This window comes from Streptomyces sp. NPDC000878, assembly GCF_053599695.1.
Window position 1 is genome coordinate 111,192 of record NZ_JBSFMT010000003.1, and the last position, 15,136, is coordinate 126,327.

Sequence of the window (15,136 nt, forward strand, 5' to 3'; positions counted from 1 at the left end):
GCTGTAAGGGGATGTCAGTGAAGTTCGCGGAGTACGTCGTCGGTGTGCTCACCGAGGGTCGGGGCGCCGGCGCGCGGTTTGTCGTCGACTCCCCAGAAACTGACGGGAGTCGAGACCGTCCGCAGCGGTGGTGCATCACCCATGCCGGGCTGCTCCACGAACGCCCCGACCGCCTCCGCCTGCGGATCGGCCGCCACCTCCGCCAGCGTCTGTACGGGCGCCCACCACACACCCTCGGCGTCGAACCGCTCCGCCCACTCGGCCAGCGTCCGCCGCGCGAACTCCGCGTCGAACTCGGCGATCAGCTCGCGTACGTGCCCACGCCGGGCCCTGCCGGTCGCGAACCGCTCGTCCGTCTCCAGGTCCGCGCGGCCGAGTGCCTTGACGACTCCGGGCCAGTGCCGGTTGCCCTCCAGACCGACGAGCCAGAACCAGCGGTCGTCGGCGGTCCGGTAGCTGTTGTAGAGCGGGGACTCGTGTTCGGTGCGGGGACGGGTCCGGCCGCGCTTGCCGAAGAAGTTCTGCAGGGCGAGGTCGTTGCCGTTGGCGTACGTCCCGGAACGCAGCAGGGACACGTCGACCACACCGCCCTCGCCGGTGCGCTCCCGGCGCAGCAGCGCGGCCAGCACCCCCGCGACCAGGTTGGAAGCGGCCGTACGGTCACCGAGGCCGGGCCGGATGCCGGGCGGTGGCTCACCGGCCGGGTTGAGCATCGCGGCGATGCCGGGACGGGCCCAGAACGCGGAGACGTCGTACCCGGCCCGGTCGCGCTCGGCGCCCGTCCAGCCGTACCCGGTCAACGTGCCGACGACCAGCCGGGGATGGCGGATGCGCAGCTCGTCCGGTGCCAGGCCCAGCCGTTCCAGGGCGCCGGGGCGCAGGTTCGTGACGAACACGTCGGCGCGCTCCAGCAGCCGCTCCAGCGCTTCCTTGCCGTCCTCGGAGCGCAGGTCGAGGACGATCCCGCGCTTGCCGCGGTTGTCGGTCTCGAACGGGGGCGCGCTGTCGATGTCCTGACCGACGTGCTTGAGCGTGTACCGGTTGGGATCCCCGGTCGGCGCCTCGACCTTCACCACGTCCGCGCCCCAGTCCGCGAGCATGGTGGCCGCGGCCGGAGCCGCCACCCACATGCCCAGCTCGACGACGGCAATGCCTTCCAGTGGCCGCACGACCCACCTCCCTGTCTCTCCGGTACGCCTGCTACACGCCTCGGAAGTCGCCGGGGCGGCGCTCCCGGAAGGCCTTGAGTCCCTCGGCCCGGTCCTCGGTGGAGAACAGCACCGAGACGGTCTCGCGCTCGTAGGCGATCGCCGCCTCCAGGTCCATGCCGAGCCCGTGCCCGATCAGCCGCTTGCCTGCCGCGAGTGCCAGCGGAGCACCGGCGGCCAGCGTGGCGGCCAGTGTCTCGGCGACCCTCAACACCTCACCGGGTTCGGCCAGTTCGTTGACCAGCCCGAGCGCGTGAGCCCGCTCCGCGTCGATCGGCTCGCCGGTGAGGATCATCTGCTTCGCGATCGCCGGCGGCAGCAGCCGCGGCAGCCGCTGGGTCCCGCCCGCACCCGGCAGGACACCGAGCTTCATCTCCGGCAATCCGAGCCGGGCGCCCCGCTCCACCACCCGTAGATCGCAGGCGAGCGCCAGCTCCAGACCGCCGCCGAAGGCGAACCCGTGCACGGCGGCGACCGAGGGCTTGGGGAACTCGTCGAGAAGCGCGAACGCCTCCGTCAGACGGCCCACGAAGGCACGGAACTGCCCGGGCGAGGTGAACGACTCGATCTCCCCGAGGTCGGCACCGGCCGAGAAGGCCCGGCCCGCCCCGGTCACCACCAGGGCGCGTACGTCGTCGTTGTCGCGTACGGCGTCGAGGGCTTGCTTCAGCCGCTCCACGGTCTCCGAGCCGACGGCATTGAGCTGCCGGGGCCGGTCGAGGGTCAACACGGCGATTCTGTCGCGGAGTTCGACACGCAGCACGGTGCTCACCTCAGACCATCGTGAGGCCGCCGCTGACCGAGAGCGTCTGCCCGGTCACATAGGCGGCGTCGTCGGACGCGAGGAAGGCCACCACACCGGCGATCTCGCCCGGCTGGGCGACACGGCGCAGCGGGATCGCCCGCAGGGTCGCGTCGTACATCTTCTGGCTGTACTCGGCGACCTGCCCGAGCAGCGCGGTCTCGGTCGGACCCGGGCAGACGCTGTTCACGGTGATGCCGTGCCGGGCGACCTCACGGGCGAGCGCCTTGCCGAAGGCGATGACTCCGCCCTTCGTCGCGGAGTACACGGCCTCGCCGGAGGAACCGACCCGGCCGGCGTCCGAGGCGATGTGGACGATCCGGCCGCCGCCGCGCTCGATCATCGGGTCGAGCACGGCCCGGGTCACCGTGATCGTGCCGCGCAGATTGACGGCGATGATCCGGTCCCAGGTGTCCTCGGTACTGTCGACGAACCGCCCGATGACGTCGATGGCCGCGTTGTTGACCAGGACGTCCACCGGACCGAGTTCGGCGCTCACCCGCTCCACGGCGGCCTGTACGGCCGCGCTGTCGGAGATGTCCGCGCCGACTCCGGCGGCCCGCACTCCGTACCGCTCGGTGAGCCGGGCCGCGACCTTCGCGGCGGCCTCGGCGTCCAGGTCGCAGACCGCGACCGAGGCTCCGGCGGCGGCCAGCGCGTCGGCGATCGCCTCGCCGATGCCGCGTCCCGCTCCGGTGACGAGTGCCACCTTGTCCCGTACGCTCACGCGCCCTCCCTCGCCCAGTCCCCGATACAGCGCTATCGTATAACTACTTGTGCTAAATAAGCGAGATGCCTGAGCGGAGTCGAGTATGCGCCGGACGATCTTCACCGCGGACCACGAGCAGTTCCGGGACACCGCCCGCACCTTCTACCTGCGCGAATGCGCCCCGCACACCGAGCAGTGGGAGCGGGACGGGCAGGTGAGCCGTGCCGCCTGGGCGGCGGCGGGCAAGGCCGGGCTCATCGGCTGGCAGTTCCCGGAGGAGTACGGCGGGCAGGGGATCTGGGACTTCCGCTACAACGCGATCATGGCGGAGGAGATGGCGGCCACCAGCTCGGTCGGCATCGGGCTCGGCCTGCAGAACGACGTCGTCCCGCCCTATCTCATGCACCTCACCACCCCGGAGCAGAAGGCCCGTTGGCTGCCAGGGGTGATCGGCGGCGAGACGATCTGCGCGCTCGCGCTGTCGGAGCCGTCCGCCGGGTCAGACCTCAAGGGCATCCGCACCACCGCCCGCCGGGACGGCGACGAGTGGGTGATCGACGGCTCCAAGACCTTCATCACCAATGGCATCCTCGCCGACCTGGTCATCGTCGCCTGCAAGACCGATCCGGACGCCGGCCACAAGGGCATCAGCCTGATCGTCGTCGAGCGCGGCGCCGAGGGCTTCGAGCGCGGACGCAAGCTCGACAAGGTCGGGATGAAGGCCCAGGACACCGCCGAACTCTTCTTCCACGAGGTCCGTGTCCCCGCCGAGAACCTCATCGGGCAGGAGGGGCGCGGTTTCTACCACATGATGGGCAACCTCCCGACCGAGCGCCTCGCCATCGCGGTCTCCTCGCTGGCGGCGGCCGAACGGGCCTACGAACTGGCCCTTGAGTACGCCAGGACCCGTACGGCCTTCGGGCAGCCGATCGGGCAGTTCCAGGCGAACAGGTTCGCGCTGGCCGACATCAGGGCGAAGCTGAGCGTCGCCCGGGTCTACGTCGACGGCTGCATCATGGCCCTGTTCCAGGGTGAGTTGACGCCCGAGGAGGCCGCCGCGGCCAAGTACTGGACCTCGGAGACCGGCTGGGAGGTCATCGACCGCTGTATGCAGCTGTTCGGCGGCTACGGCTACGTCAACGAGTACGAGATCGCCCGCATCTGGCGCGACAGCCGCGTGCAGCGGGTCTTCGGCGGGACCTCGGAGATCATGCAGGAGATCATCGGGCGGTCGCTGGGACTGTGACAGGGGGGCTGCGGCAGGGGGAGGACTGTGGCAGGCATTGATTGGTTCGGCTAAATAGGTTATCTATTTAAGCTGTACGGATGTGAGGGCAGCGGGCTCCAGGAGGCACCGTGGTCACGGTCGATGTGAAGCTGCACCAGGAGAGAGCCGAGCGAGACCTGCCGCAGCCCCGGCTGGTCATCGGCGGCAAGGACGTCACCGACGCGAGCGGCGGACTCCACGAGCACCGCAACCCGGCGACCGGTCTGATCCAGGCGCACATCCCGCTCGCGGGCCCCACCGAGGTGGACCAGGCAGTCGCCGCCGCACGTCAGGCCTTCGAGGTGTGGGGTGCCATGCGCCCCGCCGAGCGGCGCCGGCTCCTCACCCGCTTCGCCGGGCTCCTCCGCGACCACATCCCCGACTTCGCGGCGATCTGCCCGCTGGAGAACGGCGTGTGCGTCGGCGGCTGGGCGGACAACGTCGGGCCGCACGTCGCCGAGTGGACCGAGTACTACGCCGGCTGGGCCGACAAGATCGAGGGCATGGTCGGCGCGGCCTACAGCCCGCACGAGAACGTCGAGTACACCATCGCCGAGCCGTACGGCGTCATCGGCCACATCATCACCTGGAACTCGCCCGCTCTCTCACTGGCGATGAAGGTCCCTCCGTCGCTCGCCGCCGGGAACACCGTCGTCATCAAACCGGCCGAGTCCACGCCGTTCTCCGCGCTGCTCTTCGCCGACCTGGCGCGCGAGGCCGGCCTCCCCGAAGGTGTCATCAACGTCGTCACCGGACTCGGCGACGCCGGATCGGCCCTGGTCAAACACCCCGGCGTCGACAAGATCTCCTTCACCGGCGGTCCCGCCACCGCCCGCCGCATCATGGCCGACGCGGCACAGACCCTCAAGCCCGTCGTGTTCGAACTCGGCGGCAAGTCCGCCGACCTGCTCTTCGCCGACACCGACCTGGACACCGTCGTCCCGTACTGCGCGGCCTTCGCCATGAGCAACAGCGGACAGGGCTGCGCACTGCCCACCCGGCTGCTGGTCGAGCGCCCGGTCTACGACGAGGTCGTCGCCCGCGTCACCGGTGTCGTGGCCCACCTGCCCGTCGGCGACCCCCTCGACCCGGCGACGTACATCGGACCCCTCGTCAGCGAAGCCGCCCGCGACCGCGTCCAGGGCATGATCGACAAGGCGGTCGCAGACGGTGCGGGACGGCTCGTGTTCGGCGGTGAACGCATCGACGCCGACGGCTACTTCGTCTCCCCGACCGTCTTCGCCGACGTCGACAACCGCAGCGACCTCGCCCAGCAGGAGGTCTTCGGCCCGGTCCTGGCCATCACGCCCTTCGACACGGAGGACGAGGCCGTCGCCCTCGCCAACGACACCGAGTACGGCCTGTCCGCCTACATCCAGTCCCGTGACATCGCGCGCGTCAACCGCCTGGTGCCGCGCCTGAAGGCCGGGACGGTCTACGTCAACCCGGGCCCGAACCCGATCACTTCGCCCGCGACCCCCTTCGGCGGCGTGGGCCTCAGCGGGTTCGGCCGGGAGGGCGGCAGGGCCGGTCTGGACGAGTTCATCAACGTCAAGGGCGTGGGTGTCGGCCGTGCCTGACGAACCCTCACTTTCTGGAGCCAAGAGCATGCACCCAGCCCGCCGCCTGACGTTCGGCGACCTCATCCGTGAACACCGAAGGTCCTTCCCCGACGGCACCGCTCTCGTGGACGGCGAAGTCCGGCTCACCTGGCCACAGTTGGACGAGCGCACCAACCGTCTCGCGAACGCCCTCGCCCAGGCGGGAGTCGGCCCCGGCGACCGCGTCCTGTGGCTGGGCCAGAACTCCTTCCGGATCTGGGAGCTGCTCGGCGCCGCCGCGAAGATCGGTGCCATGGTCTGCCCCGGCTACTGGCGCTGGGCCGCCCCCGAGATGGCGTTCGCCGTCGAGGACTTCGACCCCAAGGTCGTCGTCTGGCAGGACGAGGAGATCGGCGAGACGGTCGGCAAGGCACGGGCCGAACTGGGCAGCGACCAACGGGCGTTGTGGCTCCGGCACGACACCGAGGGGCCGGACTCGTACGAAGCCTTCCTGGCCTCAGGCGCGACCGAGGACCCGGCCGCCGCCGAGGACGTGGCTGTCGACCCCGACTCCGCGCTCCTGGTCATCTACACCGCCGCGATCACCGGACGGCAGTCCGGCTCGATGCTCTCGCACCGCAATCTGCTCGCCATGGGCGCGAGCGCCGCCTGGATGGGCGACATCGGCACGGAGACCGCCTTCCTCGGCGCCGGACCCATGTTCCACATCGGCAACTACCAGTTCTGGGGCGTCCCCGCCTTCGTCCACGGCGGCAAGAACGTGATCGTCCGCCGCGTGGTCGCCGAGGAACTGCTCCCGCTGCTGGCGGGCGAGCAGTGCACCCACGCGTATCTGATGCCGCCGACCATCGCCCAACTCGTCGCCCTCAACCGGGAAGCGGGCCACGACCTCTCCCATCTGCGCGCCAGCGTCGCCGCCGCCCTGTGGCAGGGTACGGTCCCCACCGACACCAGCCGCTTCACCCGCAACGGCGGCGGCGAGGGGCGAGGCTACGGGCAGACCGAGGTGACCGGCTTCGCCGTGACCGGCGCCTACGGCGGCACGGGCACCGGCAACGCGGGACGCCCCGGTCCCTTCACCGCCGTACGCATCCTCGACGGCAGCGGCGAGGAATGCGCGGTCGGCGAGGCCGGCGAGATCTGCGTCCGTGGCGACCTCGTGCACCTCGGCTACTGGAACCGGCCGGAGATCAACGAGGAGCGTTTCCGCTTCGGTTGGTGGCACACCACCGACCTCGGGCGGCGCGAGCCCGACGGCACGATCAGCTTCCTCGGGACGACGACCCGCATGCTCAAGTCGGCGGCCGAGAACATCTTCCCCGCCGAGGTCGAGAACTGCATCGAGTCCCATCCCGGGGTGAAGGAGGCCGCCGTGATCGGCGTCCCCAACGAGCGCTGGGCCCAGGACGTCAAGGCCGTCGTCGTGCTCCACCCGGACACCGGCGGCGGGGTCACGGCGGCGGACGTCATCGAACACTGCCGGGCGCGGATCGCCTCGTACAAGAAGCCGAAGACGGTCGAGTTCGTCGAGGCGCTGCCGCGTACGAAGGACTTCGCCAAGGACTACGAGACGCTCGACGAGCGCTTCGGCGGTGGCGGCTATCCCGGCGGCGACACGCTCGGCGCGGGACGGTGACGCCGTGAACGCCCGTCAACCCGTCGTCGTCGGCATCCACGCCACCGAACAGGCGCTGACCCTCCCCGACCGCGACGCCATGGACCTCGCCCTCGAAGCGGTGAGCGGCGCGATCGCGGACGCCGGGCTGACCCCGGCGGACGTCGACGGCGCCCAGGTCGACTGGCCAGGCCCCGGGGGCGTACCCGGCGAGGGCAGTTCCTGGGCGCGCATGCTCGGCCGTGACCTGCGCTGGACCAGCGACTCGATGCTCGACAACGCGGGCTCCCGCGGGCTGCTGAAGGCGGCGGCAGCCGTCCGGGCAGGCTTCGCGGACACCGTCGTCGTCGGTGGCTGCAAGCTGGTCGCGCGCGGCGCCGGTCCGGTCGGGGCCGGGGTGCCGCTGGAGTTCGCCGATGTGTGGGGCAGCTATGTCGTCGCCCAGTTCGCGCTGGTCGCGGCCCGGCACATGCACGAGTACGGGACGACCTCCCGCCAGCTCGCGGAGGTCGCCGCCACCATCCGCAACAACGGCACCACCAACCCGGAGGCGATGATGTTCGGGCGCGGCCCGTACACCGCCGACGACGTGCTCGCCTCCCGCATGGTGGCCACACCGTTCCATCTGCTGGACTGCTGCATCGTCGGCGAGGGCGGCGCCGCCCTCGTGGTCACGACCGCCGAACGCGCCCGCGACCTCCCGCACCCGCCCGTCGCCGTACTCGGCGGCGGCATGGAGTACCACCAGGCCGCGTACGCCAACCCGGCTCTCCACCGGGAGGTCGGACAACTCGGCCGGGACGCGGCGACCCGCGCCTACGCCATGGCCGACGTCGGTCCCCACGACGTGGACGTCTTCTCCCTCTACGACCCCAACTCCTTCGAAGTCATACGGCAGTTGGAGGCCCTCGGGCTGTGCGAGGAGGGCGAGGGAGGGCCGTTGGCCGCCTCCGGTGCCATCGCCGTCGGCGGCAAGCATCCCGTCAATCCGGACGGCGGCTGTCTGGCGTACGCCTGGAACGGCACCCAGCAGATGACGCTCAAAGTCGTCGAGGCCGTACGGCAGTTGCGCGGCACCGCCGTGCACCAGGTCGAGGGCGCGGAGCTGGCCGTCGTCGGCAACGCCGGATCCGGGGCGCAGCACTACGAGATGAGCGTCCTCGGGAGGATGCGATGAGCCGGCCCGTACCCGTCCCCACCGAGCTGTCCCGGTCCTTCTGGGACGCGGCCCGGCGCGGTGACCTGGTCGTCCCGCACTGCCCGGGCTGCGGACTGCGCTTCTTCGTGCCCGAGCCGGCCTGTCCGGGCTGCATGGCACGGGACTGGCGGTACGCGCCGAGCGCGGGCCGGGGGACCGTCTACTCGGTGACCGTCGTCCACCGTGTGCCGGGGCCCGGGTTCGACACGCCCTTCGCGCTGGCGGTGATCGACCTGGACGACGGAGGCACCCTGCTGTCCCACGTCGACGCGGGCGACCCGGACCGCGTGGTCATCGGCATGCGGGTCCGCGTGGACTTCCGGGCGCTCACCGACGAGATCGCACTGCCGTACTTCGTACCGGACGCGGGTGACTGAGGGAGATGGACGCAGTGGCGAACACGCCGGTACGGGTCCCCAAGATGGCCGAGCTGGTCGCGGCACAGCTGCGCCGCAAGATCGTGCGCGGCGAACTGGCCGAAGGGGAGGCGCTGCCCGCCGAGACGGCACTGATGGCGGAGTTCGCCGTGTCCCGGCCCACGCTGCGCGAGGCGTTCCGGGTACTGGAGTCGGAGTCGCTGATCAGCGTGCGCAGGGGCGCCCGGGGCGGGGCACGCGTGCAGACGCCGGAAGGCACGGTCGCCGCCCGCTACGCCGGGGTCGTCCTCGAATACCGGGGTACGACCCTCAAGGACGTGTACGACGCCCGTACGGTGATCGAGGCCCCGTGCGCCGGTCTGCTGGCCGAGCGGCGCACGGACGACGACCTGGAGCGGCTGCGCGCCGCCGTCGCCGAGGCCGAGGCGCTCATGGACGACCCGTCGGCGTTCATCCGCGCCCACATGGAGTTCCACGCCCTCGTCGTGGAACTGGCCGGCAACGAGACCCTCAGCGTCCTCAACGGCATGGTCCGCCACATCATCGACCAGGCGAACTGGTCCCACGTCGACCTCGACGCCGGCAGCCCCGAAAACATCCGCGCCAACCGCCGCGGCTTCCGCGCCCACGGCGCCCTCGTCGACCTGGTGGCCGCCCGCCGCACGGAGGCCGCCGAGGAACTGTGGCGCGTACACCTCCAGGAGGCCGAGGACTACCTCCTACAGAACAGATCCATGACCACCGTCCTGGACCTGCTCGGCTGACCCGGCCAGGGCCCGCGGCTCCCGGTCAGGAGCTCCGGGTGCGGGCGCGGAGCATACGGCTGACCGCGTCCGAGCGCTCCAGCAGCGTGGTGCGGACCACCGGGGCTGCCTCCTGGGACGCCTTCTGGGCCGTCTCGATGTACGCGGGGTCGATGCCGTGCAGTGGGAAGAGTTGCCTGGTGAAGGTCATCGCGGGGATCATTCCGCCCCGGTGGAGTTCGGTGATCAACCCCAGGTATTCGTGTGCGTAGGGTGCCAGCAGGGTCTCCTGGGCGGGGCGCCAGAAGGCCGCGGCCACATGGTGGACCGAGCTGACGGGCACGGTGCGGTCCACGGCCAGTTGCTGCCAGACCTCCGCCTTCGCCGAGGGGTCGGGCAAGGCGGCTCGTACCGTGAGGACGCGGACCCAGGCGTCCGGGTCCGGGTCACGTTCGAGCAGGCGGGCGGTCTCGGACGAGACGTCCCCGCCCAGTTCCGCCTCACGGACCAGCGCACGCCAGCGCAAGTCCACGTCGTCGCCCGCCTGTTCACGGAGCCAGGCCAGGTCGTCGGCGTCCGTCGCGGTACGGGCCAGACCGCGCAGCGCGACCTGACGACGGCCGGGATCCGCGGCGAGACGCCGACAGGCCGCCGCCACCTCCGCCGTCAGACCGGCGCGTTCGGCGGGCGGCGCCCACAGTTCGGCGATGTTCCCGGCGAGGTTCAGATACGGCTCGATGACAGCGTCGGAGGTCTCGGTCGCCAGGACCGCGGTCATGCAGCGCCCGGCTTCCGCTGCCGTGGCCTCGCCGGTCGTCAGCATGTCCCACACGGTGGCCCCGGCCGCGCCCCGGGAGATGGCCGTGGGCAGCTCCGCGGCAGCACGCAGCAGCGCGTCCCTGGTCGTGGGATCCGGCCGGGTCGTGGCGAAGGTCAGGTCGTCGTCGTTGACCAGCAGGAGGTCCGCCGTCGGCGGGAGGCCGACGACCGGGGTGCGGGCCTGTGTCACCTCGACCCGCACCAGGGCGCTGCGTTCCAGCGCCTCGCCGTTCCTGTCGTACGCCCCCACCGCCAGCACCTGCGGACGCGGCGTGCCGACCGCCACCAGGGTGACCGACTCGCCGTCACGCTCCAGCAGGAAGCGGTCGGTGCCCGCCGTCTCCAGCCAGGCCGTCCGCCAGGCGTCGAGGTCGCGCCCACTGGCCTTGGAGAGGGCGACGATCAGGTCCTGGAGCGTGGTGTTGCCCCATGCGTGGCGGGCGAAGTAGGCGGCCATGCCGGCCCTGAATCTCTCTTCGCCGACGTACGTCATGAGCTGCTGGAGAACGGAGGCGCCCTTGGGGTAGGTGATGTTGTCGAAGATCGACGCGGCCTGGGCGACATCGTGAATCGGCTGGTGGATCGAGTGGGAGACGGGTCCCTGGTCGGACAGATACGCAGTGAGCTTGCCGCCCACCAGATGGCCCGCCCAGGCGTCGGTGTACCGCGTGGCGCGCTCGGCCGCCCAGTGGCAGGCGAACTCCGCGAACGCCTCGTTCAGCCAGAGGTCGTCCCACCAACGCATCGTGACGATGTTGCCGAACCACATGTGCGCCATCTCGTGCAGCAGCACCTTGGCGAAAAGCTCGCGCTCGGCGGGCGTCGGTACGGCCCGCCGCAGGTAGGCGTCCGACCAGGTCACGCAGCCGTAGTTCTCCATCGCCCCGCCGAACTCGGGCATGAATACCTGGTCGTACCGGCGCTGCGGGAACGGCATCGCGAAGACCTCGCCATAGAAGGCGAGGCCCTGGCGGGTGAGGGTGAAGATCTCGTCGGCGTCGTGGTCGAGGACCTCGGCCAGCGAACGGCGGGCGTACAGGCCGAGGTCGTGCCCGTCGGCCTCGCGGCGGATCTCGTGGAAGGGGCCCGCGTTGACGACGGTGTTGTACACCGACAGGGGCGGGGTGTCCGGGAAGGTCCAGCGGCGGGCCGAGTCCAGCTCCTCGATGTGCGCGTCGCCCGAGTTGCTGGTGACGGTCCACGCGGTCGGGGCCGTGACGGTGAAGGCGTGCGGGGCCTTCAGGTCGGGCTGGTCGAAGCACGCCCACACGAACCGGGCCTCGTCCGGTTCGAAGCTCATCCAGACGTAGACCTCGCCGTCCGCGGGGTCGATCGCCTTGTGCACACCCTCGCCCGTGGCCGTGTCGGCCTGGACACTCTCCACGCGCAGCACGTTGTGCGAGGCCAGGCCGGGGAGGGGGATACGGCCGCCGTCACCGGTGGCGGCGAGGGAGACGCCGTTCAGCGTGGCGCTGCGGATCTGTGCCGCGCAGTCCACGAAGGTCTCCGCACCCGGCTCGGCGCACGTGAACGTCACCGTCGAGACGCACCGGACCTCCGGCCCTTCCGCCAGGCCGGTGAGGTCGATGTCCACGTCGTACCGTTCGACCGCCAACAGCCCGGCCCGGCGTTCGGCTTCGGTACGGGTCAGGCTCCGGATCCCCATGCGTCGTCCTTCGTCAGCAGACATCGGACGTCAGCGTACGACGGAGATCGCCAATGAACGGAGGCAATTCACAAGGCTGCTTGATGCCCCATGCGGCTGTACGAGGATTCAGTTGTCGCGCAGCTCCCGCACGATCGGCTCCCACACCCTGGCGTCGATCTCGTACGCCGTGTAGAAGGACACCCGGTCGACCAGTGCCCCGTACCGGCGCCGAATTTCCCCCGCGACCCCCTCCGGCTCCGCCACCACCGCAAACGTGCGGAGCACCTCCTCATCCACAAGCCCACTCATCACCTCCCACTTGTCCTCGCGCCGGGACGTGGACAACGCGTGCAACTCGTCGCCGAGTTCACCCCACCCGTGCAGCTCCAGCACCCCGCGATAGGCGGGAGTGCTGCCGTAGAAGGCGATCTGGGCACGGGTGCCGTCGATCGCGCGGGCCATCTCCTCCTCCGTACGGCCGGTCGCGGTCAGCAGCAGATGGGAGACGGAGAAGTCGCCCCGGGTACGGCCGGACGCGGCCAGCCCCGCCTCGACGGTCGGCAGGGTCACCTCCCGCAGATACCGCTCGGTGGTGAAGCCGTGCGCGAGGAGCCCGTCGGCGACCTCGCCCGCCACCCGGGTCATCGCCTCGCCGACCGCCGCCACGAACACCTTGGGCGGACCGCCGGGCGCGGGCGGGGGAGAGAAGAACGGGGACATCAGGGTGTGCGAGTAGAAGTCGCCGCGGAAGTTGAGCTTCTCGCCCTCGTTCCAGGCGGCCCAGATGGCGTGCAGCGCGCTCACGTACTCCCGCATACGCGCTGCGGGCCGGCTCCACGGCATGTCGAAGCGCCGCTCGATGTGCGGTTTGATCTGGCTGCCGAGGCCGAGCGAGAACCGTCCACCGGCGTAGGTCTGCAAGTCGTGGGCGGTGTACGCGAGTTGCATGGGGGAGCGGGCGAAGGCCACCGCGATGGCGGTGCCGACCTCCAGCCGGTCGGTGTGCTCGGCCGCCAGGACCAGCGGCAGGAAGGGGTCGTGCTTGGACTCCGACGCCCACAGACCGTCGTACCCGGCCTTCTCGTGGTGCCGGGCCTCCTCGACCACCTCGGCGGTGCCCCAGACGTTGAGCTTGCCGTCGACCTTCATGCCGCTCCCTCTCCTGCTTCTGTGCTCATGCCGATGCGTCGCGCCAGCAGCTCCCGATGGAACGCGGGATCGCCGAACAGCAACTGTGATGTCTTGGCCCGCTTCAGATACAGATGGGCCGGGTGCTCCCAGGTGAAGCCGATACCGCCGTGGACCTGGATGTTCTCCGCCGCCGCCTGCAGACAGGCGTCGGAGCAGAACGCCTTGGCCAGGCTCGCCACGGCGGGCAGCTCCGGGGCCTCGTTCTGGGCGGCGAGCAGCGCGTAGTGCGCGGCGGCGCGGGCCGACTCCACCTCCAGCAGGACATCGGCCAGCAGGTGCTTCACGGCCTGGAAGGAGCCGATGGGCCGCCCGAACTGGTGCCGCACCTTGGCGTACTCCACCGCCATGTCGAGCGCCCGGGAGGCCACGCCGACCTGTTCGGCGGCCAGCGCCACCGCGGCCCGGTCGAGCACCTCGGCGACCAGGTCCCAGCCGTCGCCGTGCGTACGCAGCCGGGTCGCCGGTACGTCGTGATAGTCGAGGCGCGCCTGCCTGCGGGTCGGGTCCATCGTGGGCAGCGGCTCACGGGTCAGACCGGTCGCGTCGCCGTCCACGACGAAGACGCCGATGCCGTCATCGGTACGGGCGACGGTCAGGACGACATCGGCGGTGGCGCCGTCGAGGACGAACATCTTGTGTCCGGTCAGCAGCCAACTCCCGTTGCTCTCCCGGGCGGTGAGGCCGACCCCCGCCGCATCCCAGCGGGCGGAGTCCTCGTTCAGGGCCAGCGTTCCGACGAGTTCACCGGAGGCCAGGCCCGGCAGCAGGCTCTTGCGGGCGTCCTCGTCGGCGGAGCGCAGCAGCGTGGTCGTCGCGAGCACGGCCGAGGACAGGAACGGCGCGCACAGCAGCGCACGGCCCATCTCCTCCATCACCACGCCCACTTCGACCGGCCCGCAGCCGGCACCGCCGTACTCCTCCGGGACGGCCAGCCCCTGAAGCCCCAGCTCGGCCCCCATCCGGCGCCACAGTGCCGGGTCGAAGCCCTCGGGGGTCTCCATCAGCCGCCGTACCTCGGTCTCCGGCGAGGTGTCCGCCAGGAACGCCCGTACCGTGCGCCCCAGTTCGGCTTGCTCCTCGCTGAACGCGAAGTCCATTCCTCAGCCCTCCCCACCGGCTCGGCGACCGGCACGGGACGCGATGATCTTCTCGACCACGGCTATGTGGTCCGGGGAGTGCATGCTGTCCCGCTCGGCGAGCAGCGCGGGTTCCAGTACGGTCGCGAGCGCCTGCTCCAGATGCAGGTTCACCGCGCGCTTGGTCTCGCGCAGCGCCTGCGCGGGCAGTGCGGCCAGCCGTCCGGCGAGGTCCATGGCCTCGTCAAGGAGCTTGTCCTTCGGTACGGCGCGGTTGGCGATGCCCAGCCGGACCGCGTCCTCGGCGCTCACCCGGTCGCCGAGGAACAGCAGCTCCTTCGCCCGGGTCAGTCCGACCAGCAGGGGCAGTACGAGGGCCCCGCCGTCGCCCGCGACGAGCCCGACCTGGACATGCGGGTCGGCGATGTAGGCGTCGTCGGCGATCAGTACGAGGTCGCTGAGCAGGGCCAGGCTGCAGCCGAGGCCTACTGCGGGGCCGTTGACCGCCGAGATCACCGGCAGCGGGCAGCGGACCATGCCGGTGATGATCCGCCGGGCCTCGTCGACGTTCCGCTCCCGGAAAGCACGGTCGCGCTGGACCCGGGTCATGATGTCGAAGTTGCCGCCCGCGCTGAACGCCCGCCCGCGCCCGGTGAGCACGACCACCCGTGCCTCGGGATCGTCGGCGACCGTCTCCCACACCGACGCGAGTCCGGAGTGCAACTCCTCGCTCATCGAGTTGAATTGGTCCGGCCGGTTCAGCTCGATCAGCCGGACCGGTCCATGGGACGTCACCACCAGATCCGCCATGTCCACACCCACCGCCGCAATCCCAGAATGAGTCAGTAGAGTTGAATGGTATAACTAATTCGGCTGGCAGGGAACGCCGGCAGGGGACGCTTGCGGGGAACCGGTCGCAGG

13 protein-coding genes are annotated in these 15,136 nt (G+C 70.8%); 6 read left to right on the forward strand and 7 right to left on the reverse strand.

Going from position 1 to position 15,136, the window contains the following annotated elements:
- Positions 1-14: 14 nt before the first annotated feature.
- The 3 genes from ACWDR4_RS04110 to ACWDR4_RS04120 are packed head-to-tail and all read right to left on the reverse strand — an operon-like array spanning position 15 to position 2,737.
- Positions 15-1,169 carry a CaiB/BaiF CoA transferase family protein gene (locus ACWDR4_RS04110; RefSeq protein WP_450403612.1) on the reverse strand — a complete coding sequence of 385 codons (1,155 nt, stop codon included), beginning with the start codon at positions 1,167-1,169 and terminating at the stop codon, positions 15-17.
- Between the two features lie 31 nt (positions 1,170-1,200).
- Positions 1,201-1,980, reverse strand: a complete 780-nt coding sequence (locus tag ACWDR4_RS04115; protein WP_450403614.1) for an enoyl-CoA hydratase/isomerase family protein — start codon at positions 1,978-1,980, stop codon at positions 1,201-1,203.
- A 1-nt stretch (position 1,981) separates the two neighbouring features.
- The gene (locus tag ACWDR4_RS04120; RefSeq protein ID WP_450403616.1) at positions 1,982-2,737 is read right to left on the reverse strand and encodes an SDR family NAD(P)-dependent oxidoreductase; all 756 of its coding nucleotides are present in this window, start codon (positions 2,735-2,737) and stop codon (positions 1,982-1,984) included.
- 85 nt (positions 2,738-2,822) lie between these two features.
- Between ACWDR4_RS04120 and ACWDR4_RS04125 the strand changes: the two genes are divergently transcribed.
- From ACWDR4_RS04125 to ACWDR4_RS04150, 6 genes are all read left to right on the forward strand, one after another.
- Positions 2,823-3,965, forward strand: coding sequence for an acyl-CoA dehydrogenase family protein (locus ACWDR4_RS04125; RefSeq protein WP_450403618.1), 1,143 nt, complete (start codon positions 2,823-2,825; stop codon positions 3,963-3,965).
- A gap of 110 nt (positions 3,966-4,075) precedes the next feature.
- The gene (locus tag ACWDR4_RS04130; RefSeq protein WP_450403620.1) at positions 4,076-5,566 is read left to right on the forward strand and encodes an aldehyde dehydrogenase family protein; all 1,491 of its coding nucleotides are present in this window, start codon (positions 4,076-4,078) and stop codon (positions 5,564-5,566) included.
- Positions 5,567-5,594: 28 nt separating this feature from the next.
- Complete coding sequence (locus ACWDR4_RS04135) at positions 5,595-7,184, forward strand: AMP-binding protein (protein ID WP_450403623.1); 1,590 nt, start codon at positions 5,595-5,597, stop codon at positions 7,182-7,184.
- A 4-nt stretch (positions 7,185-7,188) separates the two neighbouring features.
- On the forward strand, positions 7,189-8,340 hold the full coding sequence (locus ACWDR4_RS04140) for a thiolase family protein (protein ID WP_450403625.1): 1,152 nt from the start codon (positions 7,189-7,191) through the stop codon (positions 8,338-8,340).
- Positions 8,337-8,738 (forward strand): Zn-ribbon domain-containing OB-fold protein, encoded by a 402-nt coding sequence (locus tag ACWDR4_RS04145; RefSeq protein ID WP_450403627.1) that lies wholly within the window; start codon positions 8,337-8,339, stop codon positions 8,736-8,738. Before ACWDR4_RS04140 ends, ACWDR4_RS04145 begins: the two co-directional genes overlap by 4 nt.
- Before the next feature lie 5 nt (positions 8,739-8,743).
- Positions 8,744-9,502: a FadR/GntR family transcriptional regulator gene (locus ACWDR4_RS04150; protein WP_450403630.1), complete on the forward strand. Its 759-nt coding sequence runs from the start codon at positions 8,744-8,746 to the stop codon at positions 9,500-9,502.
- 25 nt (positions 9,503-9,527) lie between these two features.
- Here ACWDR4_RS04150 and pepN read toward each other — a convergent pair whose 3' ends face one another.
- The 4 genes from pepN to ACWDR4_RS04170 all read right to left on the reverse strand — a co-directional run bounded on the left by pepN (position 9,528) and on the right by ACWDR4_RS04170 (position 15,025).
- Positions 9,528-11,966 carry an aminopeptidase N gene (pepN, locus tag ACWDR4_RS04155; protein ID WP_450403632.1) on the reverse strand — a complete coding sequence of 813 codons (2,439 nt, stop codon included), beginning with the start codon at positions 11,964-11,966 and terminating at the stop codon, positions 9,528-9,530.
- 108 nt (positions 11,967-12,074) lie between these two features.
- Positions 12,075-13,097, reverse strand: coding sequence for a TIGR03617 family F420-dependent LLM class oxidoreductase (locus tag ACWDR4_RS04160; RefSeq protein ID WP_450403634.1), 1,023 nt, complete (start codon positions 13,095-13,097; stop codon positions 12,075-12,077).
- Complete coding sequence (locus ACWDR4_RS04165) at positions 13,094-14,236, reverse strand: acyl-CoA dehydrogenase family protein (protein ID WP_450403636.1); 1,143 nt, start codon at positions 14,234-14,236, stop codon at positions 13,094-13,096. The genes ACWDR4_RS04160 and ACWDR4_RS04165 overlap by 4 nt, the downstream gene beginning before the upstream one ends.
- 3 nt (positions 14,237-14,239) lie before the next feature.
- The gene (locus tag ACWDR4_RS04170) at positions 14,240-15,025 is read right to left on the reverse strand and encodes an enoyl-CoA hydratase/isomerase family protein (RefSeq protein WP_450403637.1); all 786 of its coding nucleotides are present in this window, start codon (positions 15,023-15,025) and stop codon (positions 14,240-14,242) included.
- Between the last annotated feature and the right edge of the window lie 111 nt (positions 15,026-15,136).